Annotated in this window: 15 protein-coding genes and 1 pseudogene; 9 read left to right on the forward strand and 7 right to left on the reverse strand. The window is 65.0% G+C overall.

All coding sequences use genetic code 11. The features are described 5' to 3' along the window. Window positions 1–85: 85 nt before the first annotated feature. The 4 genes and pseudogenes from CBW50_RS14365 to CBW50_RS14380 all read left to right on the forward strand — a co-directional run bounded on the left by CBW50_RS14365 (window position 86) and on the right by CBW50_RS14380 (window position 4,924). Window positions 86–554, forward strand: a pseudogene (locus CBW50_RS14365) (RBBP9/YdeN family alpha/beta hydrolase). Window positions 555–662: 108 nt separating this feature from the next. Then, window positions 663–2,729 carry a toxin-antitoxin system YwqK family antitoxin gene (locus CBW50_RS14370; protein ID WP_139842513.1) on the forward strand — a complete coding sequence of 689 codons (2,067 nt, stop codon included), beginning with the start codon at window positions 663–665 and terminating at the stop codon, window positions 2,727–2,729. A 2-nt stretch (window positions 2,730–2,731) separates the two neighbouring features. Further along, the gene (locus CBW50_RS14375) at window positions 2,732–3,751 is read left to right on the forward strand and encodes a hypothetical protein (protein ID WP_086146182.1); all 1,020 of its coding nucleotides are present in this window, start codon (window positions 2,732–2,734) and stop codon (window positions 3,749–3,751) included. Window positions 3,752–3,898: 147 nt separating this feature from the next. Next, entirely contained in the window at window positions 3,899–4,924 is a 1,026-nt protein-coding gene (locus CBW50_RS14380; RefSeq protein ID WP_139842514.1) for a hypothetical protein, read from the forward strand. A gap of 28 nt (window positions 4,925–4,952) precedes the next feature. Here CBW50_RS14380 and CBW50_RS14385 read toward each other — a convergent pair whose 3' ends face one another. After that, window positions 4,953–5,990, reverse strand: a complete 1,038-nt coding sequence (locus CBW50_RS14385) for a hypothetical protein (protein ID WP_086146184.1) — start codon at window positions 5,988–5,990, stop codon at window positions 4,953–4,955. Window positions 5,991–6,131: 141 nt separating this feature from the next. On the opposite strand from CBW50_RS14385, the gene CBW50_RS14390 reads away from it, so the two are divergent. Then, a complete protein-coding gene (locus tag CBW50_RS14390) occupies window positions 6,132–6,863 on the forward strand; it encodes an alpha/beta fold hydrolase (RefSeq protein WP_226936421.1) in 732 nt (243 codons plus the stop codon). Here CBW50_RS14390 and CBW50_RS14395 read toward each other — a convergent pair. The 3 genes from CBW50_RS14395 to htpG form a co-directional block, all read right to left on the reverse strand. Further along, on the reverse strand, window positions 6,840–7,205 hold the full coding sequence (locus CBW50_RS14395; RefSeq protein ID WP_086146185.1) for a hypothetical protein: 366 nt from the start codon (window positions 7,203–7,205) through the stop codon (window positions 6,840–6,842). The genes CBW50_RS14390 and CBW50_RS14395 overlap by 24 nt on opposite strands. After that, window positions 7,202–7,639 (reverse strand): hypothetical protein, encoded by a 438-nt coding sequence (locus tag CBW50_RS14400; protein ID WP_139842515.1) that lies wholly within the window; start codon window positions 7,637–7,639, stop codon window positions 7,202–7,204. Before CBW50_RS14400 ends, CBW50_RS14395 begins: the two co-directional genes overlap by 4 nt. Before the next feature lie 100 nt (window positions 7,640–7,739). Continuing rightward, a complete protein-coding gene (gene htpG, locus CBW50_RS14405; protein ID WP_086146187.1) occupies window positions 7,740–9,659 on the reverse strand; it encodes a molecular chaperone HtpG in 1,920 nt (639 codons plus the stop codon). Window positions 9,660–9,884: 225 nt separating this feature from the next. Here htpG and CBW50_RS14410 point away from each other — a divergent pair, with 225 nt between their 5' ends. Further along, a complete protein-coding gene (locus CBW50_RS14410; RefSeq protein ID WP_139842516.1) occupies window positions 9,885–10,718 on the forward strand; it encodes a PEP-CTERM sorting domain-containing protein in 834 nt (277 codons plus the stop codon). A gap of 74 nt (window positions 10,719–10,792) precedes the next feature. Here the strand turns inward: CBW50_RS14410 and CBW50_RS14415 are convergent, their stop codons facing one another. After that, window positions 10,793–12,232: a PLP-dependent aminotransferase family protein gene (locus CBW50_RS14415; RefSeq protein WP_086146189.1), complete on the reverse strand. Its 1,440-nt coding sequence runs from the start codon at window positions 12,230–12,232 to the stop codon at window positions 10,793–10,795. Between the two features lie 127 nt (window positions 12,233–12,359). On the opposite strand from CBW50_RS14415, the gene CBW50_RS14420 reads away from it, so the two are divergent. From CBW50_RS14420 to CBW50_RS14430, 3 genes are all read left to right on the forward strand, one after another. Further along, on the forward strand, window positions 12,360–13,277 hold the full coding sequence (locus CBW50_RS14420; RefSeq protein WP_086146190.1) for a DMT family transporter: 918 nt from the start codon (window positions 12,360–12,362) through the stop codon (window positions 13,275–13,277). 191 nt (window positions 13,278–13,468) lie between these two features. Continuing rightward, a complete protein-coding gene (locus CBW50_RS14425; RefSeq protein WP_086146191.1) occupies window positions 13,469–14,662 on the forward strand; it encodes a PLP-dependent aminotransferase family protein in 1,194 nt (397 codons plus the stop codon). Between the two features lie 409 nt (window positions 14,663–15,071). Further along, complete coding sequence (locus CBW50_RS14430) at window positions 15,072–16,430, forward strand: diguanylate cyclase (protein ID WP_086146192.1); 1,359 nt, start codon at window positions 15,072–15,074, stop codon at window positions 16,428–16,430. Window positions 16,431–16,640: 210 nt separating this feature from the next. Here CBW50_RS14430 and CBW50_RS14435 read toward each other — a convergent pair whose 3' ends face one another. Then, on the reverse strand, window positions 16,641–18,905 hold the full coding sequence (locus tag CBW50_RS14435; RefSeq protein ID WP_157792495.1) for a TonB-dependent hemoglobin/transferrin/lactoferrin family receptor: 2,265 nt from the start codon (window positions 18,903–18,905) through the stop codon (window positions 16,641–16,643). 249 nt (window positions 18,906–19,154) lie between these two features. After that, entirely contained in the window at window positions 19,155–20,732 is a 1,578-nt protein-coding gene (locus CBW50_RS14440) for an FGGY-family carbohydrate kinase (protein ID WP_086146194.1), read from the reverse strand. Window position 20,733 lies beyond the last annotated feature (1 nt).

Raw genomic sequence — 20,733 nt, forward strand, 5'->3', positions numbered from 1 at the left:
ACTGTGCATGCGCACAGCTGCGCGTCTCGGCCGCAATCCACTGCCGCCCGCTACGATTTTGCCGGGCATTCTACAAGGAGAAATGATGTCGCCTCTCGTCCTGACCCTGGCCGGCCTGTGGAATTCCGGGCCGCAGCACTGGCAAACCCATTGGGAAGCGCGCCACCCGCAATGGTCGCGCGCGCAGCACCGGGAATGGCAGACGCCGGACAAGGACGAATGGGTGGCGGAGCTGGACCGCCAGCGGCTCGCCGCACCGGATCGCCGGCGCCTTCCTCGTCGCCCCCAGCGACGTGGAGGCCCCGTCCTACCCGTCTGGCACCACGGGTTTCTCTCCCATGCCGCTGCAAGCCTTGCCCTTCCCCAGTCTGGTGGTGGCCAGCGGCAATGATCCCTACGTCAGCTTCACGCGCGCACGCGCGTTTGCAGCCGCCTGGGGCAGCGATTTCACCATGATCGGCGACGCCGGTCACATCAACGGCGACGCCGGTTACGGTCCCTGGCCGGAAGGCGAACAGCTGCTGCTGGACTTCTGCGCCGCGCACCAGCCCTGAACCGGGGCGTACGCGCGCGCACGATAGACGCGCCCGCATTTGCCCGCAAGTAAGAACGCAGGCAGAATCGTGGCCTTTCCATTGCGGCGCCCTGGCGCCAGCCTCACGATGAAACGTCCGCTCTTGCCAGTTCTCCTGCCCTTGCTGCTCTGCTCCGCCCTCGCCCACGGCGCGCCCTTCTACGAAGGCAAGAGCCTCGCCCATCCCGCCATCAGCGCCTCGCAGGATAGCGGCCTCGACATCGCCTTCCTCAAGGAAAAAGACGGCGTCAACGGCTATTACTGCGAATGCACGAGCGCCAGTTCGAAAACCTTCCTGCTCGACCAGTTCGGCAATGCCGTCATCCGCTCCGTCTTCTACGCGTCACTGGACAAGGAATCGGACACCAGCGTGCAAACCATGCTGGTGCTGTTCCGCCAGGGTGACAAAAACGGTCTGCGCGCCTACCGCTACCACCGCAGTTCCGGCAAGTACCGGCGCCTCGACGGCTTGCAGCCGGCACTGAACCGCATCGCGGCGCAAACCACCTTGCCCAATGCGGGCCAGGTCAAGGCGGCGCTGGCGAAACTGGCGCCCATGGACTACAGCGTCCCGCGCGGCAAGAGCGGCAATGCGGACTTCGACGCCATCGACCATACGCAAGGCAGCATCGTTGGCTACTACGGCGTCGACGGCGAGCCCATGGCGGCCGGCGGCAAGGACATCATCACCTATAAGAAGACCTTCCAGAAGAAGGGCGGGCGCTTTCTCACGGCCAGCTACACCCTGTACAGCGATGCGGGCGCCGGCATCCTGCCCAATTACCGCCTGTGGCAAGTGACGTGGGAGACGGCGCCGCAGCAATTCACCGGCAGCGCAGACGGTCCGTCCGTCATCTACAGCCTGGCCTGGGACGATGGCTCGGTGGTCGAGCGGGGCCAGTACGTGAAAGGCAAGCGCCAGGGCCTGTGGCTGCGCGAGGGCATGCACGAAGGCAGCGAAAAAGGCCATTTCGTCAACGGCCTGCAAGAAGGCATGTGGTACTTCAATTATCCCAAACAGAGCGAGAGCGGCATGTACCGCGCCGGCAAGCGCGAGGGCCGCTGGACGGTCACCAACTATGCCGACGAAGACGAGGTGACGGGTTTCGACACCTACGCCGGCGGCCAGCTGAACGGCCCGCACGAGCGCAGCATGGGCGGCAAAGTGCGCACACGCGGCAACTACGTCAACGGTTCGCGCCACGGGCCGTGGATCACGGAAGACGGCGACGGCAGCTTTGTCGACGGCTTGCGCGACGGGCCGTGGAAGCTCAGGCTCAAGGACAAGGTCACGCAAAGTGTCACTTTCGTCAAGGGCAAGAAACAGGGCGAGGCCCTCGACACGGATGCGCAAGGCGCGCTGCGCGTGCGCGACCACTACCAGGCGGGCGTGCTCGACGGCAGCCGCACGCGCTATCTGGGCCCGGCCGGCAAGGAATACGTGGTCTACACGGCCACCTACCGCAACGGCCAGCTCGATGGGCGTGAACAGGCGTTTGACGACAGCGGCAAGATCCTGCGCCTCGATACGCTGTGGGACAACGGCAAGAAGCAGGGCCTGGACGCGCGCTACTACCCGAACGGCAAGCCGGAACGCCTGGCCGTCGTCGACCAGGGGCGCCTGCTCACGCACCTGCGCGAGTACTATGAAGACGGCCAACTGCTCAACGACATCCACCGCTGCACCTTCAAGGAGTACGGCAGCACGCGCGACGACGTGTGCGAGTACCACCACATGTACTACCCGGACGGCAAGCCCCAGTACTACTACGCCTTCCAGTACGGCCAGCGCCAGGAAGGCTATTCGAACTACCCGAACGGCAAGCGCAAGGATGAACTGCTGGTCGACCGCGCCACCGACACTTCCGTCGTCAATGCGTATTACGAAAGCGGCCAGCTCAAATGCACGGAGCCGCGCAGCGGCCACAGCACGCGCACGGTCAACGGCCAGACCATGATCAGCTACGCTTCGGCCGACCGCGATGGCGACAATATCTGCTACCACCCGAACGGCAAGGTGGCCAGCATCTATACCTTCCGCAAGCGCGTGCTCGTCGATTGCGGCAAGCGCTACGATGACACGGGCAAGCAGACGTTCCCGGGGCCGGAAGGCTGCCCTCCCCCCAGGAAAGTCGACTACCCGATAGGACTGTGACCATGACGCAAACAAGACAGCCGCAGCGCATCCAGAATCCCGAGCGCATCGATGCCGGGGCGATTCGCGCCGCCATCGCGGGCGGCCAAGAGGTGCTGGTGCAGTTCAATACCCTGGCCGAGCCGGCGCCGCTGCTGGCCGACCTCGACGCCCTGGCCGCCACTTGCGGCACGGCGCTGACCATCCGCATCTACGGCTACGACCCGAGAGTGTTCGATGCCCGCATCCTGCGCGCGCTGCCGCATGTGGCCAGCCTGTCCATCGACTGCCACCGACAAGCCATCCATCTGGAAGCGCTGGGCGAACTGCGGCACCTGAAGCGCCTGAGCCTGGGCGTGTACGAGCTGGCGCAAGGCGACATCCTGCAACTGGACAATTTGCGCGCCCTCGAATACCTGAACCTGGGCGAATCGGCCAGGAACAATATCGACCTGGCGCCCCTGCGCCAGTATGCGCACCTGGCCAGCCTCGTCATCGAAGGCCACAGCCAGCACATCGACACCCTGGCCAGCCTGCCGGCGCTGCACCAGCTGTCGCTGTACCGCATCAAGAACAAGGTGGCGCTGGATTTTGTGTCTGGCATGGAGCGCCTGCGGCAACTGAAACTGCAGCTGGGCGGCCGCGAATCGCTGGCGGACATCGAAGCGCCTTTGCTGGAACAGCTGGAAGTGATACGCGTGCGCGGCCTGGAAACGCTGGGCGATATCGGCCGTTTCCCGCTGCTGCAGGCGCTATGGGTGGAAGACCAGATCAAGCTGCGGCAGATCGCGCTGGGGCCCAATCCCGTGCTCGAACGCCTGAACCTGCATACCTGCAAGACGCTCGACAGCCTGCCCGGCCTGGCCGCCTTGCCCGCCCTGCGCCAGCTGTCGGCGTCGGAAACCCTGCTCGACGTGGACGCACTGCTGCAGGATCTGCCCGCGTCGCTGACGCATGCGCGCCTGCGCACCGGCAGGAAAACGCGCGACGACGCCATCGCGGCGCAGCTGGCGGAGCATGGCTACGACACGCCCCGCCCGTAAGCAGCATTCCATTCCCCCCCCCCCCCCCCCCCCCCCCCCCCCCCTCCTCATCCACCCCTCCCCGACCACCCCCCCCCACCACCCACCAACAACACCACCCCCCCCCCCCCCTCCCTCGACCACACAGACNCCCCCCGGAACCCGCCCATGTACCAGCCACCCGTGCAGGAACGCATCCATCAACCGGCCCACATCGATGCCGCCGCCATCCGCGCGTGCATAGACCAGGGCGAACAGGTGGTCATTCAATTCACGCAGGACCGCCTGCCGGCGCCACTGCTGGCCAGCCTCGATGCGCTGGCCTCCACTTGCGGAACGGCGCTGGAGATCCGCTTCTTTGGCGCCAGTACCCTGCCTTTCGACGCCCGCGTGCTGCGCGCGCTGCCGCATGCCGTCAACCTATCGCTCGATTGCCACATGCGCGCCATCCACCTGGAGCAGCTGGGCGGCCTGAGCCACTTGAAGCGCCTGTGCCTGGGCGTGCATCACCTGGCCGAAGGCGACATCCTGGCGCTGGACAACCTGCGCGGCCTGGAATCCCTGAGCCTGGAGCCAACGGCCAGGGCGCATATCGACCTGGCGCCGCTGCGGCACTGGAAGCGGCTGACGCAGCTGCATACTGCCGGCCACGCGAAAAACATCGAGGCGATCACCGCCGTGCCAACGCTGGCAAAGTTGACGCTGGCGCAGATCAAAAGCAAGGATGACGTGGACTTCATCGGCGCCATGCCGGCGCTGGAGCGGCTGTGCTTTATCCTGGGAGGGCGGACATCGATCGCCCACGTCACGGCGCCGCGGCTGCGGGAGCTTGAAGTGGCGCGCGTGCGCGGACTGGAAGACCTGGGCGACATCGGCCGCTTTCCGCACCTCGAGCGGCTGTCGGTGGAAGACCAGAGTCAGGTGAAGGAAGTACGGCTGGGCGCCAATCCGGCGCTGGCATGGCTGGTTCTGCGCAATTGCAAGGCCATCGAGCACCTGAGCGGCCTCGCGGGCTTGCCTGCGCTACAGGCGCTGGCCGTGCACATGACGCGGCTCGATATCGATGCGCTGCTGGCCGCGACCATGCCGGCCGCATTAAAGCAGCTGAGTTTTTCGACGGGAGCAAAGAAGCGCGACGACGCAATCCGCGCGCAATTGACGCAACTCGGTTACGCCAAGGCGCCCTACTATTGAAAACAGCGTTTTGAAAACGACGCTGAAATCAGCGGCTGGCCGCCAGCCTGCGTTGCCATAGCGCCACGTCGATCATCACGCCGTCCGCGCCCGTGTTGCGGATGTAGACGCGGTAGCTGCCCTGCCCCATGTCGCCATCGAGGTAGGCCGTGCGCTCGTTGCGCTGCAGCCGGGCACCCTTGGCCAGCCGGCGGTAGCGCTCGACCACCGTATCGAAACTGGCAAAGCTGCGCAGCGCCACCTCCAGGTCGCGCGGAGGGCGGCCTTCGGCCTGGTCCAGCACATTGTTCTGCTTCTTGCCCTTGAGCGTGAGCGGATAGGCAAACACCCCGGCGCCGGCCGACGTGAGCACCGTCGATTTGTCGAGCAGCAGCGGCAGCAGCGCCGGCGGATACGCTGGCGGCAGCTGGGCGCGGTTCCAGCCCGGCAGCGCCGGCTGCGCCAGCACATATTCGACGCTGGCGATCTTTTGCCCGCCGGCGCCCGCCTCCTTGTCGGCGGCGATCAGCGCCAGCATGGGCGGCAGCTGCCTGGCCCAGGCCAGCAGGGGCGCCGCCTCGCCGACCAGCATGCCCTTGCGGTGAAAAACCGTCAACACGGCGTTCGGATCGGGATTGCACACCTTGGCCAGCGGCCGGCCCTCCAGGCGGCAATGGCCGTTGACCAGGCCAAAGGCGATGATGGCGCCGCGCTTGTCGAGCAGCATGGCGCCCCGTTCACGCCCCTGCTTGCGGTCATTCATCGACGCCAGCAGCTGGCGCCCGTCCGGCAGCGGCGTACGCGTGGCGTCGCGCTTTTCGCTGATCGCCTCGAGCGCCTGCTCCAGCAGCAGTTCATCGTCTTCCGTGTAGCTGCCGCGCGCATAGCCGAAGAAATCGAACAGGGCGGCGCGCACCTGCGCATCGTCGCTCAGGCGCGGCAAGGGGCCGCCGGCCAGCAGGGAAGACAGGCTTGTCCCGGCCGGCGCCGATGGCGCCGCAGTGGCGCGGGCGGGCTGGCAAAGGACGCAGGCCGCCGCCAGCAAGGCGCCGCCCAGGGTGCGGTAGTTCGAAAAGGTGATATGCATGATTCTGTCTGTCGGGAGATTTGGCCGCTACCGTGGCCACCGGCCACGCATGGCGCGCCGGCGATTCTAGCATGGCGCCAGCGCCCATGCCGTGCGGCTGGCGGACGGCGCGCGCACCGGCGGGCTGGTATGATGGCCGCGATGATGATCCTCTCCCCCGCCCCGACGCTGCTTGTCCTCCTGCCCGGCATGGACGGCACGGCACGGCTGTTCCGGCATTTTGACGCCGCCTTGCGCGCGCAGACGGCCATCATTACCCAGGCCATCGCCTATCCCGCGGCACCGCTGGACTATGCGGCGCTGGAAGCGTTCGTGCGCGAGCGCTTGCCGCAGGACAGCCCTTTCGTCGTGCTGGCTGAATCGTTTTCGGGACCGCTGGGCGCCGCCCTGCGCGCCGATCCGCCGCCCGGCATGCGCGCCCTGATCCTGTGCTGTTCGTTTGTGCGCAATCCGCGCCCGCTGCTGGCGCCGCTGCGCCACCTGCTGGACCTGGTCCCCTTTGGCGCCCTGCCCGGCTTCGTCCTGCGCCAGGCGCTGCTGGCGCCGTATGCGACGCCGGCACTGCAGGCGGAACTGGCAGCGGCGCTGGCGCAAGTGCCGCCGAGCGTGCTGCGCCGACGCTTGCGCGCCGTGCTGGAAACGGACGCTTCGCCCAGCTTCGCGCGCGGCAGCCTGCCCGTGCTGTATCTGCGCGCCCGCCATGACCGTCTGGTGCCGCCGGCGAACGCCATGCAGGTACAGCGATTGGCGCCGGGCGCGCAACTGGCAGATATCGCCGCGCCGCACATGCTGCTGCAGGCGGCGCCGGCAGCGGCCGCCGACGCCGTTGCCGCCTTTATCGACGGCCTGTCAGACCCGCAGGCGCTCAACTAACCGCGCGCTGGCCAGCACGGCCAGCCAGCTCAAGCCGCCCGACAGCACGCTGAAGTAGATGGCCCGCAGCGGATGCTGCGGCAGCAGATAGGCCAGCACCGCCGCGCACAGCAGACCGCACAGCACAGGCTTCCACCGGCCAGGCGGCAGCAGCGCCAGCAGCAGATTCGTGCCCGCATACACGTAAAACACCAGCAGCAAGGCCAGGCCGCCGGCCACGCCGCGCGAGCCAAGGCTGCCGAACAGCTGCGTGTACAGATAAAACCCCAGCCAGCTCAATGCGATAAACAGCAGGCAGCCCAGCGCATGCGCGCCCAGGCCGGCCATCAGGCGGATTTTCACGGTTGCTTGAGTACAGGAATGAAGCGGTGGCCGCAGGCATGGCACATGAAGGTACGCGCATATTTATCCTGCAAGGCGGCGGCCTCCTTGTCCCAATTGGCGACGAAGGACGTTTGCGACAAGGCGACGGAGACGACACCCCCTGCCACGAAGATCCAGAACAGGCCATTTGCGCCAGCCTGGTAAAAGATGACGGCGGCGATGACAAAAATGATCATGCCCAACACGATCAGCCCTACCTTCTGGTGGGTCTGCATCGTCGGCCCGGCGGTCTGGCGCGACAACAAGGTCTGGCTGCGCGTATGCGCATGACCGTGGATGAAATCACCATCGATCCTGCCCGAGATATGGGTAGAGGTGCCGGAAATGCCGGAGGCATGCACCATCGAGAGACGTTGAATATTGGAACTGTCACATGCCGGGCAATGCGCCATTGCTATTTCCATAAAATAAAATAATCGCGCACTGTAGCATAAAAAAAGCCGGCCCTTTCGCGCAGAAAGGGCCGGCTTGATGACGTTTGCAGCTAAGCGATTACTTCGCCGTATTGAGCAGCAATTCGTTCAGGCGCTTGACGAAACTTGCCGGGTCGGCCAGCGAACCGCCTTCGGCCAGCATGGCCTGGTCGAACAGGATGTTGGCCCAGTCGCCGAACTTGCCGCCTTCCGCGTCTTCATACTTCAAACGCGTCACCAGCGGATGGTTCGGGTTGATTTCCAAAATCGGCTTCGATTCCGGCGCGCTCTGGCCAGCAGCTTTGAGCATGCGCAGCAGGTTGCCCGACAATTCGTTTTCATCGGCCACCAGGCAGGCTGGCGAATCGGTCAGGCGGAACGTGACGCGCACGTCCTTGGCCTTGTCGGCCAGCACGGTCTTCATCTTGCCCACCAGGTCGGCGTACGAGGTTTCCGTTTCTTCGTGCTCTTTCTTTTCCGCTTCGTCTTCCAACGCGCCCAGGTCCAGGCCGCCCTTGGCGACGGAGACCAGTTGCTTGCCTTCGACATCCTGCAGGAAGGACAGCATCCATTCATCGACGCGGTCCGTCAGCAGCAGCACTTCGACGCCCTTCTTGCGGAAGATTTCCAGGTGCGGGCTGTTTTTCGCGGCGGCGTAGTTGTCGGCCGTGACGTAGTAGATCTTGTCCTGGCCTTCCTTCATGCGCGCCACGTAGTCGGCGAACGAGGTGACTTGCTCGTCGCTGTCGTTGGCCGTCGAGGCAAAGCGCAGCAGCTTGGCCAGGCGTTCCTTGTTGGCCGCGTCCTCGCCGATGCCCTCTTTCAGCACCTGGCCGAATTCCTTCCAGAAGACGGCGTACTTGTCTTTTTTATCCTGCTCGTCCGCATTCGCCAGTTCTTCCAGCATGCCCAGCACGCGCTTGGTCGAGCCTTCGCGGATAACCTTGACGTCGCGCGACTCCTGCAGGATTTCGCGCGACACGTTCAGCGGCAGGTCGGCCGAATCGATCACCCCGCGCACGAAGCGCAGGTACGTTGGCATCAGCTGCTCGGCATCGTCCATGATGAAGACGCGCTTGACGTACAGCTTGATGCCGCCGCGCTTGTTGCGGTCCCACATGTCGAACGGCGCCTTGGCCGGGATGTACAGCAGCTGCGTGTATTCGCTGCGGCCTTCCACGCGGTTGTGCGTGTGCGTCAGCGGCGACTGGAAGTCGTGCGACACGTGCTTGTAGAATTCGTCGTACTGTTCCGGCGTGATGTCGGCCTTGTTGCGGGCCCACAGGGCACTGGCCTGGTTGACGGTTTCGAATTCGTCCTTCAGGACGGTTTCTTTCTTCTCGTCGTCCCACTCTTCCTTCCGCATCACGATCGGCAGCGAGATATGGTCCGAGTACTTGCGGATGATGGACTTGATCTTCCAGCTCGACAGCAATTCGTCCTCGCCTTCGCGCAGGTGCAGGATGATGTCCGTGCCGCGCGACGGCTTGTCGATGGTTTCGATGCTGTAGTCGCCTTCGCCCGCCGACTCCCAGCGCACGCCTTCGGCAGCGTCCACGCCGGCGCGGCGCGTTTCGACGGTGATCTTGTCGGCGACGATGAAGCCGGAATAGAAGCCCACGCCGAACTGGCCGATCAGGGCCGCGTCCTGCTGCTGGTCGCCCGACAGCTTGCCGAAGAATTCCTTGGTGCCCGACTTGGCGATGGTGCCCAGGTGCGAGATCGCCTCGTCGCGGGTCATGCCGATGCCGTTGTCGGAAATGGTGATGGTGCGCGCATCCTTGTCGAAGCTGACCTTGATCTTCAATTCGTGATCGTTGCCGTACAGGGCGTCGTTATCGATCGCTTCGAAGCGCAATTTATCGGCCGCGTCGGACGCGTTCGAGATCAATTCGCGCAGGAAGATTTCCTTGTTCGAGTACAGGGAATGGATCATCAGGTGCAGCATTTGCTTCACTTCGGTCTGAAAACCCAGGGTTTGCTTTTCGGAGACAGCCATTTTTACCTCATAGTCTTGTGGATGGGACGGATTTTACGGAGTTGGGGATGGTACAGGCGATTTCAAGGCGTCCCTGCACAAATGTGCAGACGGGATGGCGTGCGCCTGTTCCGCAACAGTAATAGCAAAAACGATAACAAAGCAATCTGATCAATTGAGCGCCTTGCAGGCAGCACCGACATTAATATTGACTTTCCATCATTATAAATAAAGAAGGGGATAGTCATGAAATGCCTGTCGAAGATGTCCGCTGATACGCGCATACCGCTGTCCTGGGCTGCGCCGGGTTGCATGCAAACAGCGATTTCACGCCCTCGAGAAAATCCCACCCGCCAGCACAACGCATTCGCGCGGGTCCTGTGCTCCGGTGTGCTGGCCGGCATGCTGGCGCTGCCGGCGATGGTGCACGCGACCATAATCGAATTCAGCGTCAGCGGCATCGTCGCCAAAGGCGAGGACCACTTGCTCCTGTTCTCCACGGGGGAGTCGATAGTCGGCAAGCCGTATACGATGAAGTTCCTGCTCGACACGTCGACGCTTGCCGAGAGTCAGTCCGGGAACATCCATGGCGCCAGTAACTCAAGCAATGGCGCTCCCGCGTATTTTTCCGGCGAGATCACGATGGGCAGCCGCCGCTACAACTGGACCCCGGATCCCACCAGTCACGCCAGCACGTATTTGCGACCGCCAAGCAATATCTTGATGCTTAGTTCCGGTGGCTACAGCGACAGCTATGGACAGTACAATGTGTCGTCCATGCTCGACGTGTCCACCGGCGGCTTAACGCCTTACTTTGACACCGCGGAGTTTGAACAGCGCATCGAATTCAAGGATTTCTTCGACCCCTGGGGCTACAGTGCCGAATTCCAGCTGACATATACAACGCCGCGCTATCCGGACGACCATGGCCCTTACGTCGGCAAGACCAATTTCGTCGGCACCGGCACCTACGCCCTGTGGCGAGTCGTCGAGGTGCCGGAACCCGCGCAGGCCGGCATGCTGCTGGCCGGCGCGGCGCTGCTGGCGGCTGTGACAGGCCGCCAGCGCCGACGCGCCTGAACAACGGCGCGCGCGGCACGAAGCCAGGCGCCGCGTTGCTGGCTGGCGCATGCCGATGAGACAGCGGCGCCAGCCTATCCCAGCGCGCGGTCGAAAAATGCCCACACCCGCTCGTCCTGCACCGTGGCCAGGTTCAGGCGCATGCAGGTCGACGGCAGCTGGCGCGGCGAAAACAGGCTGCCGGGACCGAGCACCAGGCCTTCGGCCAGCGCTTTTTCGGCCAGCACATTCGTGTCGCAGCCCGCGTCGGCCCAGATGAACATCCCGGCCGGCGCGGGATCGAAGCGCAGGCCCGCCCGCTCGGCGCGGCGGTACGTGCCCTCGCGCACCTTGTCCAGGCGAGCGCGCAGGCGCTCCGCATGCTTGCGGTACAGGCCCTGCGAGAGGATTTTATACACCACGCGTTCGCCGATGTCGCTGGTGGTGAGCGTGGCCAGCATCTTGCGGTCGGCCAGCCGCTGCGCCCATTCAGGCGAGGTGGCGATGAAGCCCACGCGCAGGTTGGCCGACAGGCTCTTGGAAAAGCCGCCCAGGTAAATCACGCGGCGCAGCTGGTCCAGCGCGGCCAGGCGCGTGGCCGCCTGCACGCTGCCGCCCGGATGCATGTCGCAATAGATGTCGTCCTCGACCACCAGGAAGTCGTGCTGCTCGGCCAGGCGCAGCACCTGGAAGGCCTTGGCCGCCGACAGCGAGCCGGAGCCGGGATTGTGCAGCACCGAATTGATCACGTACAGCTTGGGCCGGTGCAGCGCCGCCATTTCGGCCAGCACGGCGATGTCGGGACCGTCGCCCAGGCGCGGCACGCCGACCACCTTCATGCCCATGGCGGCGAAGGCGCCGAACATCAGCCAGTAGGCGGGGTCGTCGACCAGGATGGTGTCGCCGGGACGCGTGAATTCGCGCGCCACCAGGTCCAGCGCCTGCATCACGCCCACCGTGGTGACGATCTGCTCGGGCGGGCAGGCGATTTCGAGACTCGCCAGTTTCAGCTGCAACTGTTGCCTCAACGGCAAGAAACCCTGCGGCGCGCCGTAGCTGAGCATGTGCGCGCTCGGCTGACGGCTGACATCGCGCAAGGCGCGCGCCACGAGTTCACCGTCCAGCCATTCCGGCGGCAGCATGCCGGAGCCTGGCGCGGGGATCGCTGGCGTCTGGCGGAACATATTGCGGATCAGCCATACCACATCGAACTTTTGCGCGCCCGCGTCTTCCTGCGCGCCACGCGACTGCGGCACAAGGGCATTGAGCGGCGAGCGCTCGCGCACGAAAAATCCGGCGCCGCGCCGCGATTCCAGATAGTCGCGCGCCACCAGCTTGTCGTAGCTGGCCACCACCGTGGCGCACGACACGTTCAGGCTGGCCGCGCACTGGCGGATCGAGGGCATGCGCGCGCCGCCGCGCAGCAGCTTGTCGTCGATGCGCGCCGCTACCGAGCGGACGATCTGGTCGATCAGGGTTTCGCCCGAGGCGCGCGACAGCAAGGGCAGCGCTGGTGTGGCCGGTGTATTACTCATATGACCATTACAGTATGTGAAATTATGCGTTGAAGTGTATTTGTACTGTACTGCTATTCCCGCCTAGGATAGCAGTATGGAGCATACAAATCCATGCCTTTCCCTTACCGCACGCACCAGGAAACCCATGTCTTCACACACAAGCACCGCCACCCCTACCGCCCACCCGCCCCGCCTTCGCGACGACCGCAAGGGCTTGCTGCTGGGCCTGATCGCCGTCGCCCTGTTCAGCCTGACCCTGCCCTTCACGCGCCTGGCCGTAGCCGAACTCGATCCCACCTTTGTCGCCCTGGGCCGCGCACTGGTGGCCGCCGGCCTGGCCGGCCTGTGGCTATGGCATGCGCGGGCGCCGTTGCCGCGCCGTGAACAATGGCTGCCGCTGGCCCTGGTGTCGCTGGGCTGCGTGCTGGGCTTTCCCTGGCTGACGTCGATCGCCATGCGCAGCCTGCCCGCCTCGCACGGCGCCGTCCTGGTCGGCATCCTGCCGCTGGCGACGGCCGCGTTTGCCGTGCTGCGCGGCAAGGAACGTCCGTCTGCGGGCTTCTGGCTGATGGCCCTGCTCGGCACGGCGCTGGTGGTGGTGTTCGCGCTACGCCAGGGCGGCGGCAGCTTTCACCTGGCCGACGTGCTGATGTTCGCCGCCGTGCTGCTCGGCGCACTCGGCTATGCGGAAGGGGGGCGCCTGGCGCAAGCCATGCCGGGCCAGCACGTCATTTCCTGGGCCCTGCTGCTGGCCGTGCCCTTTGTCCTGCCCGTGGTGCTGTGGAGCGCCTGGCCGCAGCGCGCGCTGATGGCGCAGGCCAGCGCCGCCGCCTGGCTGGGCTTTGCCTATATTTCCGTGATTTCCATGTTCATCGGCTTCTTTTTCTGGTACCGGGGCATGGCGCTGGGCGGCGTGGCCCGCGTCGGACAGACGCAGCTGCTGCAGCCCTTCCTCACCCTGCTGGGCGCCGCCGTGCTGCTGGGCGAGCCACTGACGGGTTCCAGCCTGCTGTTTGCCGGCGCCGTGATCGCCGTGGTGGCGGCCGGGCGCAAGCTGAAATAAAGCGCCATGAATACGGCGCTGCTGAGGCCCGTTTGCAACGCCGCGCCGCGTGCGGATGGGCAGAGTGGCGTACAAGCCGTACAATACAGCAGCACTTTGGCGGCGCCTACCCGGCGCCGCTTGCTCAAGCACCGCCACAAGCGGGCCAACAAATCCAGCCGGCGCAGCTCGGCATCTTCCGTGAGACTCGTATGAAAATTGAAAATCCGAATCCGATCCAATGGCGCTTTGCCGAACGCGCGGAACAGCTGCAAAGCTCGTTCATCCGCGAAATCCTGAAGATCACGCAGCGCCCTGAGATCATTTCGTTTGCCGGCGGCCTGCCCTCGCCCGCCACCTTCCCCGTCGAGGAAATGAAGACGGCCTTCGACAAGGTCCTGTCCAGCAATGGCAAAGTGGCCCTGCAGTACGGCCCCACCGACGGCTACCTGCCGCTGCGCCAGTGGATCGCCGACTCACTCTCCGGCAATGGCAGCACCATCCTGCCGGAACAGGTGCTGATGACGTCCGGCTCGCAGCAGGCGCTGGACTTGCTGGGCAAGGTCCTCATCGACGAAGGCAGCAAGGTATTGGTGGAAACCCCCAGCTACCTGGGCGCGCTGCAGGCGTTCTCCGTCTACCGCCCCCAATTCGTGTCCGTCGATACCGATGACGAAGGCCTGGTGCCGTCGTCGATCAACCCCGTCGCCGACGGCGCGCGCCTGCTGTACGCGCTGCCGAACTTCCAGAACCCGACGGGACGCAGCCTGTCCGTGGCGCGCCGCGTGGAACTGGTGGAAACCTGCGCCCGCCACGGCCTGCCGCTGATCGAGGATGATCCGTACGGCGCCCTCAGCTACAGCGGCGAACCGTACCCGAAGATGATCAACATGAATCCGGACGGCGTCATCTACATGGGTTCGTTCTCCAAGGTGCTCACGCCCGGCATCCGCCTCGGCTACGTGGTGGCGCCGATGCCGCTGGTGCGCCGCCTGGAGCTGGCCAAGCAGGCAGCCGACCTGCACACCTCGCAGCTGACGCAGATGGTCGTGCATGAAGTGATCAAGGATGGCTTCCTGGAGCGGCATATCCCCAGCATCCGCAGCCTGTACGGCAACCAGTGCCAGGCCATGCTGTCGGCCCTGGAAGAGCACTTTCCGGCCGGCGTCACCTGGACCAGGCCGGAAGGCGGCATGTTCATCTGGGTCACCCTGCCGAAGCACATCGACGCCATGCAACTGCTCGATGAAGCCATCGCCAACAAGGTGGCCTTCGTGCCGGGCGCGCCGTTCTACGCCAACACGCCGGACACGCACACCCTGCGCCTGTCCTTCGTGACGGTGCCGCCGGAACGCATCCGCGAGGGCATCGCCATTCTGGGCAAGCTGATCGCCGCCAAAGTATAAATCCGCGCTTCACGCCCCGCCTTGCGCGGGGCGTTTCCGCCACACCGCCCCAGCACCCCACTGCCGGGCACGCGTCTTCGTCTTCCAAAAACAGCGTTTACGGCGGCAACTTCGTGTATTTATTTTTAAAAGTATCATAAAAATAATATTTTACCCGCTCGTCGACCATCATTTTTTACCCAATAAATTAACAAGGCGGTATGATTCGCCCACAGCGTCAGTTTTGACTCCGGTCAGCCTTTGACTACACGTGTCGCGCCCAGGGTCCGCAGTTGGCGGCCAGGACAACACTCCCGGCACGCCCCTGCCCGCCCATCAGGCGTGGCGGCAGCGGCTTGGCGGGCTTCGGCGCCGCCGAAAGTGCAGCAAACGCTGGCCTCGCGCAGCACATCCGAGAAGGCCGGTAGCAATGAGTCCAGGCAGTGTGGGATATTCCCAGCGGCATGAAGCCGCCATTTTGATTGTCGATGATGCGCCGGCCAATCTTGAGCTGCTGCGCAAGCTGATGAGCGAACAGGGGTATCAAACCTATGTCGCCACGTCCGGCGAACGGGCGCTGGCGATCGCCCAGCGCGCCCATCCCGACCTGATCCTGCTCGACGTGCTGATGCCCGACATGGACGGCATCGAAACCTGCCGCCGCCTCAAGCAGCATCCGCTGACGCAGCGCATCCCCGTCATCTTCATGAGCGCCAAGACGGAAACGGAAGACGTGGTGGCCGGCTTCGACTGCGGCGCCGTCGATTACATCAGCAAGCCGCTGCGCATGGCCGAAGTGTGCGCGCGCGTGCGCGCCCAGCTGCAAATCCGCAGCAACAATGAAACCCAGCAGGAACAGGCCGAACGCCTGCGCACCATCGTCAACAACATGGCCGAAGGCCTGCTGATCATCGAGGCCGACGGCCGCATCCAGTACACCAATCCCGCCTGCGACCAGTACCTGGGCTACCGCGAAAACGAGCTGGCCGGGCGCTCCATCGGCGAGCTGCTCAGCCCCCTGGTGACACAGGAATACCTCGATTACTTCGCCATGTACGCGGCCAATCCGGAGACGGCGCACAACCACGGCACGCGCGAAGTGGCGATCCGCCACCGCAACGGCGCGACGCTGAGCATGGATCTGACCCTGACGCCCATGTATCTGCGCCAGCCCCTGTATATCGGCCTGCTGCACGACATCACGCACCACAAGCAGTCGGAAGACGCATTGCAGCGCGCCGCCTACCTCGATCCGCTGACGAAAATCGCCAACCGCCGGCATTTCGACAGTTTCCTGGAAAAAGAGTGGCAACGCGCCGTGCGCGGCGGCGGCGCCCTGTCGCTGGTAGTACTCGACGTCGACCATTTCAAACTGTACAACGACAGCCTGGGACACCCCGCCGGCGACAGCTGCCTGCAGCGGGTGGCGCAAGCCATCGATGCGCACGCCAGCCGCTCCGGCGACCTGGCGGCCCGCTACGGCGGCGAGGAATTCGTCCTGCTGTTTGCCGACACGGATGCCGACAGCGCCCTGCACCTGGCCGAGGCCATTCGCGCCAGCATCGAAGCGCTGCAACTGCCGCATCCGCGGTCAAGCACCTCGCCGTGGATTACCGTCAGCATCGGCGTGGCAACCATCCACCCGCACCAGCTGGACGACCGCGAAGCGCTGTTCGTCGCCGCCGACCGCGCCCTGTACGTGGCCAAGGAAGGGGGCCGCAACCAGGTGCGCGCCACGCAGTCGGGCAGCGCGGCCTGGGAAACGGTCAAGGCGATCATTTTACGTTGACGTTTGAAGTTGGAAGTTCAACGGAACATGCAACGGACCGGGAGTAGGCCCAAGTCACAAAAAAAAGGCACTCCGGGCCAAGCGGGCCTGAAAAATGTCGAGGGCAAGGCGCAGCGACGCAGACAGTACGCATGTACGGCAAGGAAGCTGCAACGCCGCCATCGGCATTTTCTCAGGCCCGCGTCTCCGGCCCGCTATTCCTAAAATTAATCAAAACTTTCTCGACACGCTCAACTTCGCATTGCGCCCCACGCCGGTGACCGCCTCGCTCAGGTAAGGCATGTAATTGCGGTTGAAGACATTATCGACCGTCAGGCGCACTTCCGTGCCGCGCCAGACGCCTTGCCTGCCATTCCACGATGCGAACAGCGTGTGCAGCGCATAGCCCTTCGACGGCGGCAAGCGGTACACGCTCCCCACCGGCAGCACGCGCTCCTGCTTCGCCACGAAACGGCCCTGCCAGCCCACGCTGGCGCCCAGGTCGGGGAAGCGCCAGCCCAGTCCCGCCATCAGCTTGTCCGGCGCAATGGTCGACACGGGTTCATCCGCGCCCCACGGGTCGCGCTGCGATCCCGTGCGGGTGCCGCGCTGCTTCGACAGCGAGGCGCTGGCAAACAGGCGCGGCGAGTTGTAATAGGACTCCACTTCCACGCCCTGCGTATGGAAACCGGCCAGGTTGCGGTAGTCGGACAGGGCCGGCGGCACCTTGCCTGATCCCGGCTCGTAGCCTTCGACCAGCACGCCCAGGCGCGGGCCGATATTGTCGCTGACGCGGTTGCGGTAGACCGTCAGGCGCAGCTGCGCGTCGTCGCGCTCCATGAACACGTTCTGGCGGTGCAGCATGGCGCCGGCGCGCACGGCCGTCACGCGCTCGACGGCCAGGGTGCGGCTGGTGGCCGGCGTCGATGAACCGACGCGCGGTGACACATAGTATTCATTCGAATACATCTCGTCGATGGTCGGCGCGCGCCACGTACGGCTCAAGTCGCCGAACAGCGCCATGCTGTCCGACGCCTTCCAGAACAGCCCCAGCCGGGGCGACCAGTCCGCGTGCACCTTTTCGCTGAAATCGTGGCCTGCGGCCGGCAGCGGGCTGTTGTAGCGCGACGCCTTGTTCGGCACGCCCTCGGAGACGACGCGGTCGTGGCGCAGCGCCGCCGTCAGCGTCACGCTGCCATAGGTGATGGCATCCTGCAGATACAACCCCGTGGTTTCCTGGCGCCCGGCCGGCATGTAGTAGGGCTGGAAGTAGCCGTAGTTGTAGCTGGGGTCCTTCAGCGCCGTCGACGACGGGTAGTACATCAGGGTGTCGCGCACGTTCTTGTGCCATTGCAGGCCCGTTTGCAGCACGTGCGACACGGCGCCCGTGACAAACACGCTCTCGTTGCGCACCTCGGCAATGCGGTCGACGTACGAGGCCCAGCTCTCGTTGCCCAGGGAGCCCAGGTAGGAACCCGGCGAAGCCGATGGCAGACGCTTGTCATGCTGGTCCGTGTGCGAGTAGCCGGCGCTGGCCGTCAGCTTGATCCATGGATTATCCTGCGGCGCGTACTGCCACTTCACGGAATAGGTGTCGTCGTCCTGGTCGCGGTACACGGCCTTGCGCTGCCACGCCTCCTCCAGTCCATATTTTTTGATTTCCGCCTCGGTCGGCGTGGGCACGTCCTCGCCCATGGCGGCGAACGGCCCCCAGCCCGAACTGCCGCTCTTCATCGCCGTCAGGGTCAGCAGCTGCTCCGGCGTCAGCCGGATATTCAGCTTGGCCAGGCTCGATGGCGCGTCGATGGCGGAAAAGCGGAATGGCTTGCCATCGGGTTTGCGCAAGTCGTCCGACTTGCGCTGCGTGGTGAAAGCCATGGCGTCGAAGCGACCGTCTTGCGTGCGGCCGTAGACGGCCACGGTGGCGTCGTTTTCGCCATTGTTCGAGTGGCGCGAATACTTGAGCATGGCGCCCGCGCTCTCGCCGCCTTCCAGCAAGTCCTGCGCATCCTTGGTCTCGACCGTGATGACGCCGCCGAAGCCGCCATTGCCGTACAAGCTCGTATGCGCGCCCTTGTTCACTTCGATCTGCTTGATCAGCTCCGGCTCGATGAAGATGGAACCCTGGCGGTACTTCTCGAAGCCCTTGGGCACGCCGTCGAGGATGACTTTCACGTCCTGCACTTTATTGAAGCCCCAGATATTGAGGCTCTGGCCGCTGGGACGGGCCGTGCCGGCCAGGTCCACGCCGGGCAAGGTGTCGAGCAAGGAGGCGACATTGTCGGCCTGCTGGCGTTCGATGTCGGCGCTGTTGATATACGAGCGGCCGGCCGTGCCGGCGCTGATGGCGTCGCCAAACACGCTGATGGCCGGCATCTGTACCGCATCGGCCTTGTCCGCCTTCGCTGCCGCCCACGCATGGCCCTGCGCGCCCCCCAATGCCAGCGCCAGCGCGGCGGCCAGCGGGGTCAATCCTTGTTTGCTGCTGCTCTTCATCGCTATCCTTGCCTGGGTTTGCTTGCAACTTGATGCTGCTGGAATGAAAAAACGCAGGGCAGAGGACAGGCGGCGCACGATCAAGCGGCGGCGTTGACGGAAGCGTTGCGGCGGAGCTCTGCCCGCACGAACGTGCCGCCGGCGCATGGCCGGCAGCACGCTGCAGTCACCGGGATAAGTTGCCTTAGTGAAATGCGGAACACATCATATATTAGATGCGAATGATTCGCAATAGCATTTAAGGAGTAGCTATTCCGGATAGCCGGTGATGTCGGCGATCTCGCGGTACAAGGGCTGCAGCCGCGCATACATCTTGCGGTAGACGCGCCGGTACAGCTGTTCATAGATTTTGCGGTGCTCGGGATGGGGCTGGAACACCTTGCCCTTGCGCGTCATGGCTTGCACGGCGGCGGGAAAGTCCGCATGCCAGCCCAGGCCCACGGCGGCGGCGATGGCCGCGCCCAGGCCCGAGCTTTCATACACGTGGGCGCGCGCGGCCGGCAAGCCGAAGATATCGGCCGTCAGCTGCATGGCGGCGTCGCTTTGCGAGCCGCCGCCCGCGATGCGCAGCTCCGTAATCGCCACGCCGCTGCGCTGCTCGATGCGCTCCTTGCCTTCGCGCAGCGCATACGCCAGGCCTTCGAGGATGGCGCGGTAGATGTGCGCGCGCGTATGCACGTCGCCAAAGCCGATCATGGCGCCCTTCGCTTCCGGCCCCGGCACCTTGATGCCGGGACTCCAGTACGGCTGCAGCATCAGGCCCATGGAGCCGGGCGGCACGGCGTCGACCAGGCGGTCGAACAGCGCTTCGGCCGAGAGGCCCGTGCCATCCTCGGCGGCCGCCGCCCGTTCGCGGTCGCCGAACTGCTCCTTGAACCAGTTGACCATCCAGTAGCCGCGGAAAATCTGCACTTCCGTGCTGTAGGCGCCCGGCATGGCGGCCGGGTACGGCGGGATAAAACGCGTCACTTCCACGTATTTGCGGCTGGTCGTGTTGATGGTGGCCGTGGTGCCGTAGCTCAGGCACGCCACGTGCGGCTCGACGCAGCCGGCGCCCAGCACCTCGCACGCCTTGTCGGCGGCCGCCGCCAGCAGCGGCGTGCCCTCCGGGATGCCCGTCGCCGCGGCGGCCGATGCCGTGATGGCGCCCATGCGCGCGCCCGGCGCCACCAGCTCGGGCAGCATGGAACTTCGTATCGCCAGCGCCTGCCATTTCCAGTCGAAGCGCCAGGCCCAGGCGTGGCGCTTGTAGTCGAACGGGATGTAGGCCACTTGCGAGCCCGTTGAATCGATGTATTTTCCGCAGAGGCGGTGATTCAAAAAGCCCGACAGCAGCAGGAATTTGTGCGTGCGGCGCCAGATGTCGGGCTGTTGCGCCGCAATCCAGTTGATCTCGGCCTCGCGGCGGAAGTACGTGATCGTGCCATCGAGGCGCGTGGCGCGGAACAGGGCGCGCCACCACGGCGCCAGGCGGGGAATATCGCGCGTGCTGCGCTGGTCCAGCCAGGTGATGGCGGGGCGCAGCGGCGCGCCGTGTGCATCCACGTTGACCACCGTGCCGCGCTGCGTGGTGACGGCCACGCCGGCCACCGCGGATTTGGCAATGTCCGTGCCGCGCCACAGCTGCTGGCACGCTGCGCACACGGCTAGCCAGTAGCCGTCGGCGTCGTGCTCGGCCCAGCCGGGGTGGTCGGAATAATACGCTTCCAGGAAAACCTGCGCCTTGGCCGCCAGCGTCCCCTCGCGGTCGAACAGCAGCGCGCGCACGCTTTGCGTGCCATTGTCGATGGCGAGGATATACGGGCCATTGCCCGCCGCGGAGGCCATG

Origin of the sequence: Janthinobacterium sp. GW458P (assembly GCF_002127585.1) — a bacterium.
GTDB lineage: Bacteria > Pseudomonadota > Gammaproteobacteria > Burkholderiales > Burkholderiaceae_D > Janthinobacterium.

Coding starts and splice junctions, on each gene's coding strand:
- CBW50_RS14370 (WP_139842513.1), top strand. CDS start 663: ATGAAACGTCCGCTCTTGCCAGTTCTCCTGCCCTTGCTGCTCTGCTCC.
- CBW50_RS14375 (WP_086146182.1), top strand. CDS start 2,732: ATGACGCAAACAAGACAGCCGCAGCGCATCCAGAATCCCGAGCGCATC.
- CBW50_RS14380 (WP_139842514.1), top strand. CDS start 3,899: ATGTACCAGCCACCCGTGCAGGAACGCATCCATCAACCGGCCCACATC.
- CBW50_RS14385 (WP_086146184.1), bottom strand. CDS start 5,990: ATGCATATCACCTTTTCGAACTACCGCACCCTGGGCGGCGCCTTGCTG.
- CBW50_RS14390 (WP_226936421.1), top strand. CDS start 6,132: ATGATGATCCTCTCCCCCGCCCCGACGCTGCTTGTCCTCCTGCCCGGC.
- CBW50_RS14400 (WP_139842515.1), bottom strand. CDS start 7,639: ATGGCGCATTGCCCGGCATGTGACAGTTCCAATATTCAACGTCTCTCG.
- htpG (WP_086146187.1), bottom strand. CDS start 9,659: ATGGCTGTCTCCGAAAAGCAAACCCTGGGTTTTCAGACCGAAGTGAAG.
- CBW50_RS14410 (WP_139842516.1), top strand. CDS start 9,885: ATGAAATGCCTGTCGAAGATGTCCGCTGATACGCGCATACCGCTGTCC.
- CBW50_RS14415 (WP_086146189.1), bottom strand. CDS start 12,232: ATGAGTAATACACCGGCCACACCAGCGCTGCCCTTGCTGTCGCGCGCC.
- CBW50_RS14420 (WP_086146190.1), top strand. CDS start 12,360: ATGTCTTCACACACAAGCACCGCCACCCCTACCGCCCACCCGCCCCGC.
- CBW50_RS14425 (WP_086146191.1), top strand. CDS start 13,469: ATGAAAATTGAAAATCCGAATCCGATCCAATGGCGCTTTGCCGAACGC.
- CBW50_RS14430 (WP_086146192.1), top strand. CDS start 15,072: ATGAGTCCAGGCAGTGTGGGATATTCCCAGCGGCATGAAGCCGCCATT.
- CBW50_RS14435 (WP_157792495.1), bottom strand. CDS start 18,905: ATGAAGAGCAGCAGCAAACAAGGATTGACCCCGCTGGCCGCCGCGCTG.
- CBW50_RS14440 (WP_086146194.1), bottom strand. CDS start 20,732: ATGGCCTCCGCGGCGGGCAATGGCCCGTATATCCTCGCCATCGACAAT.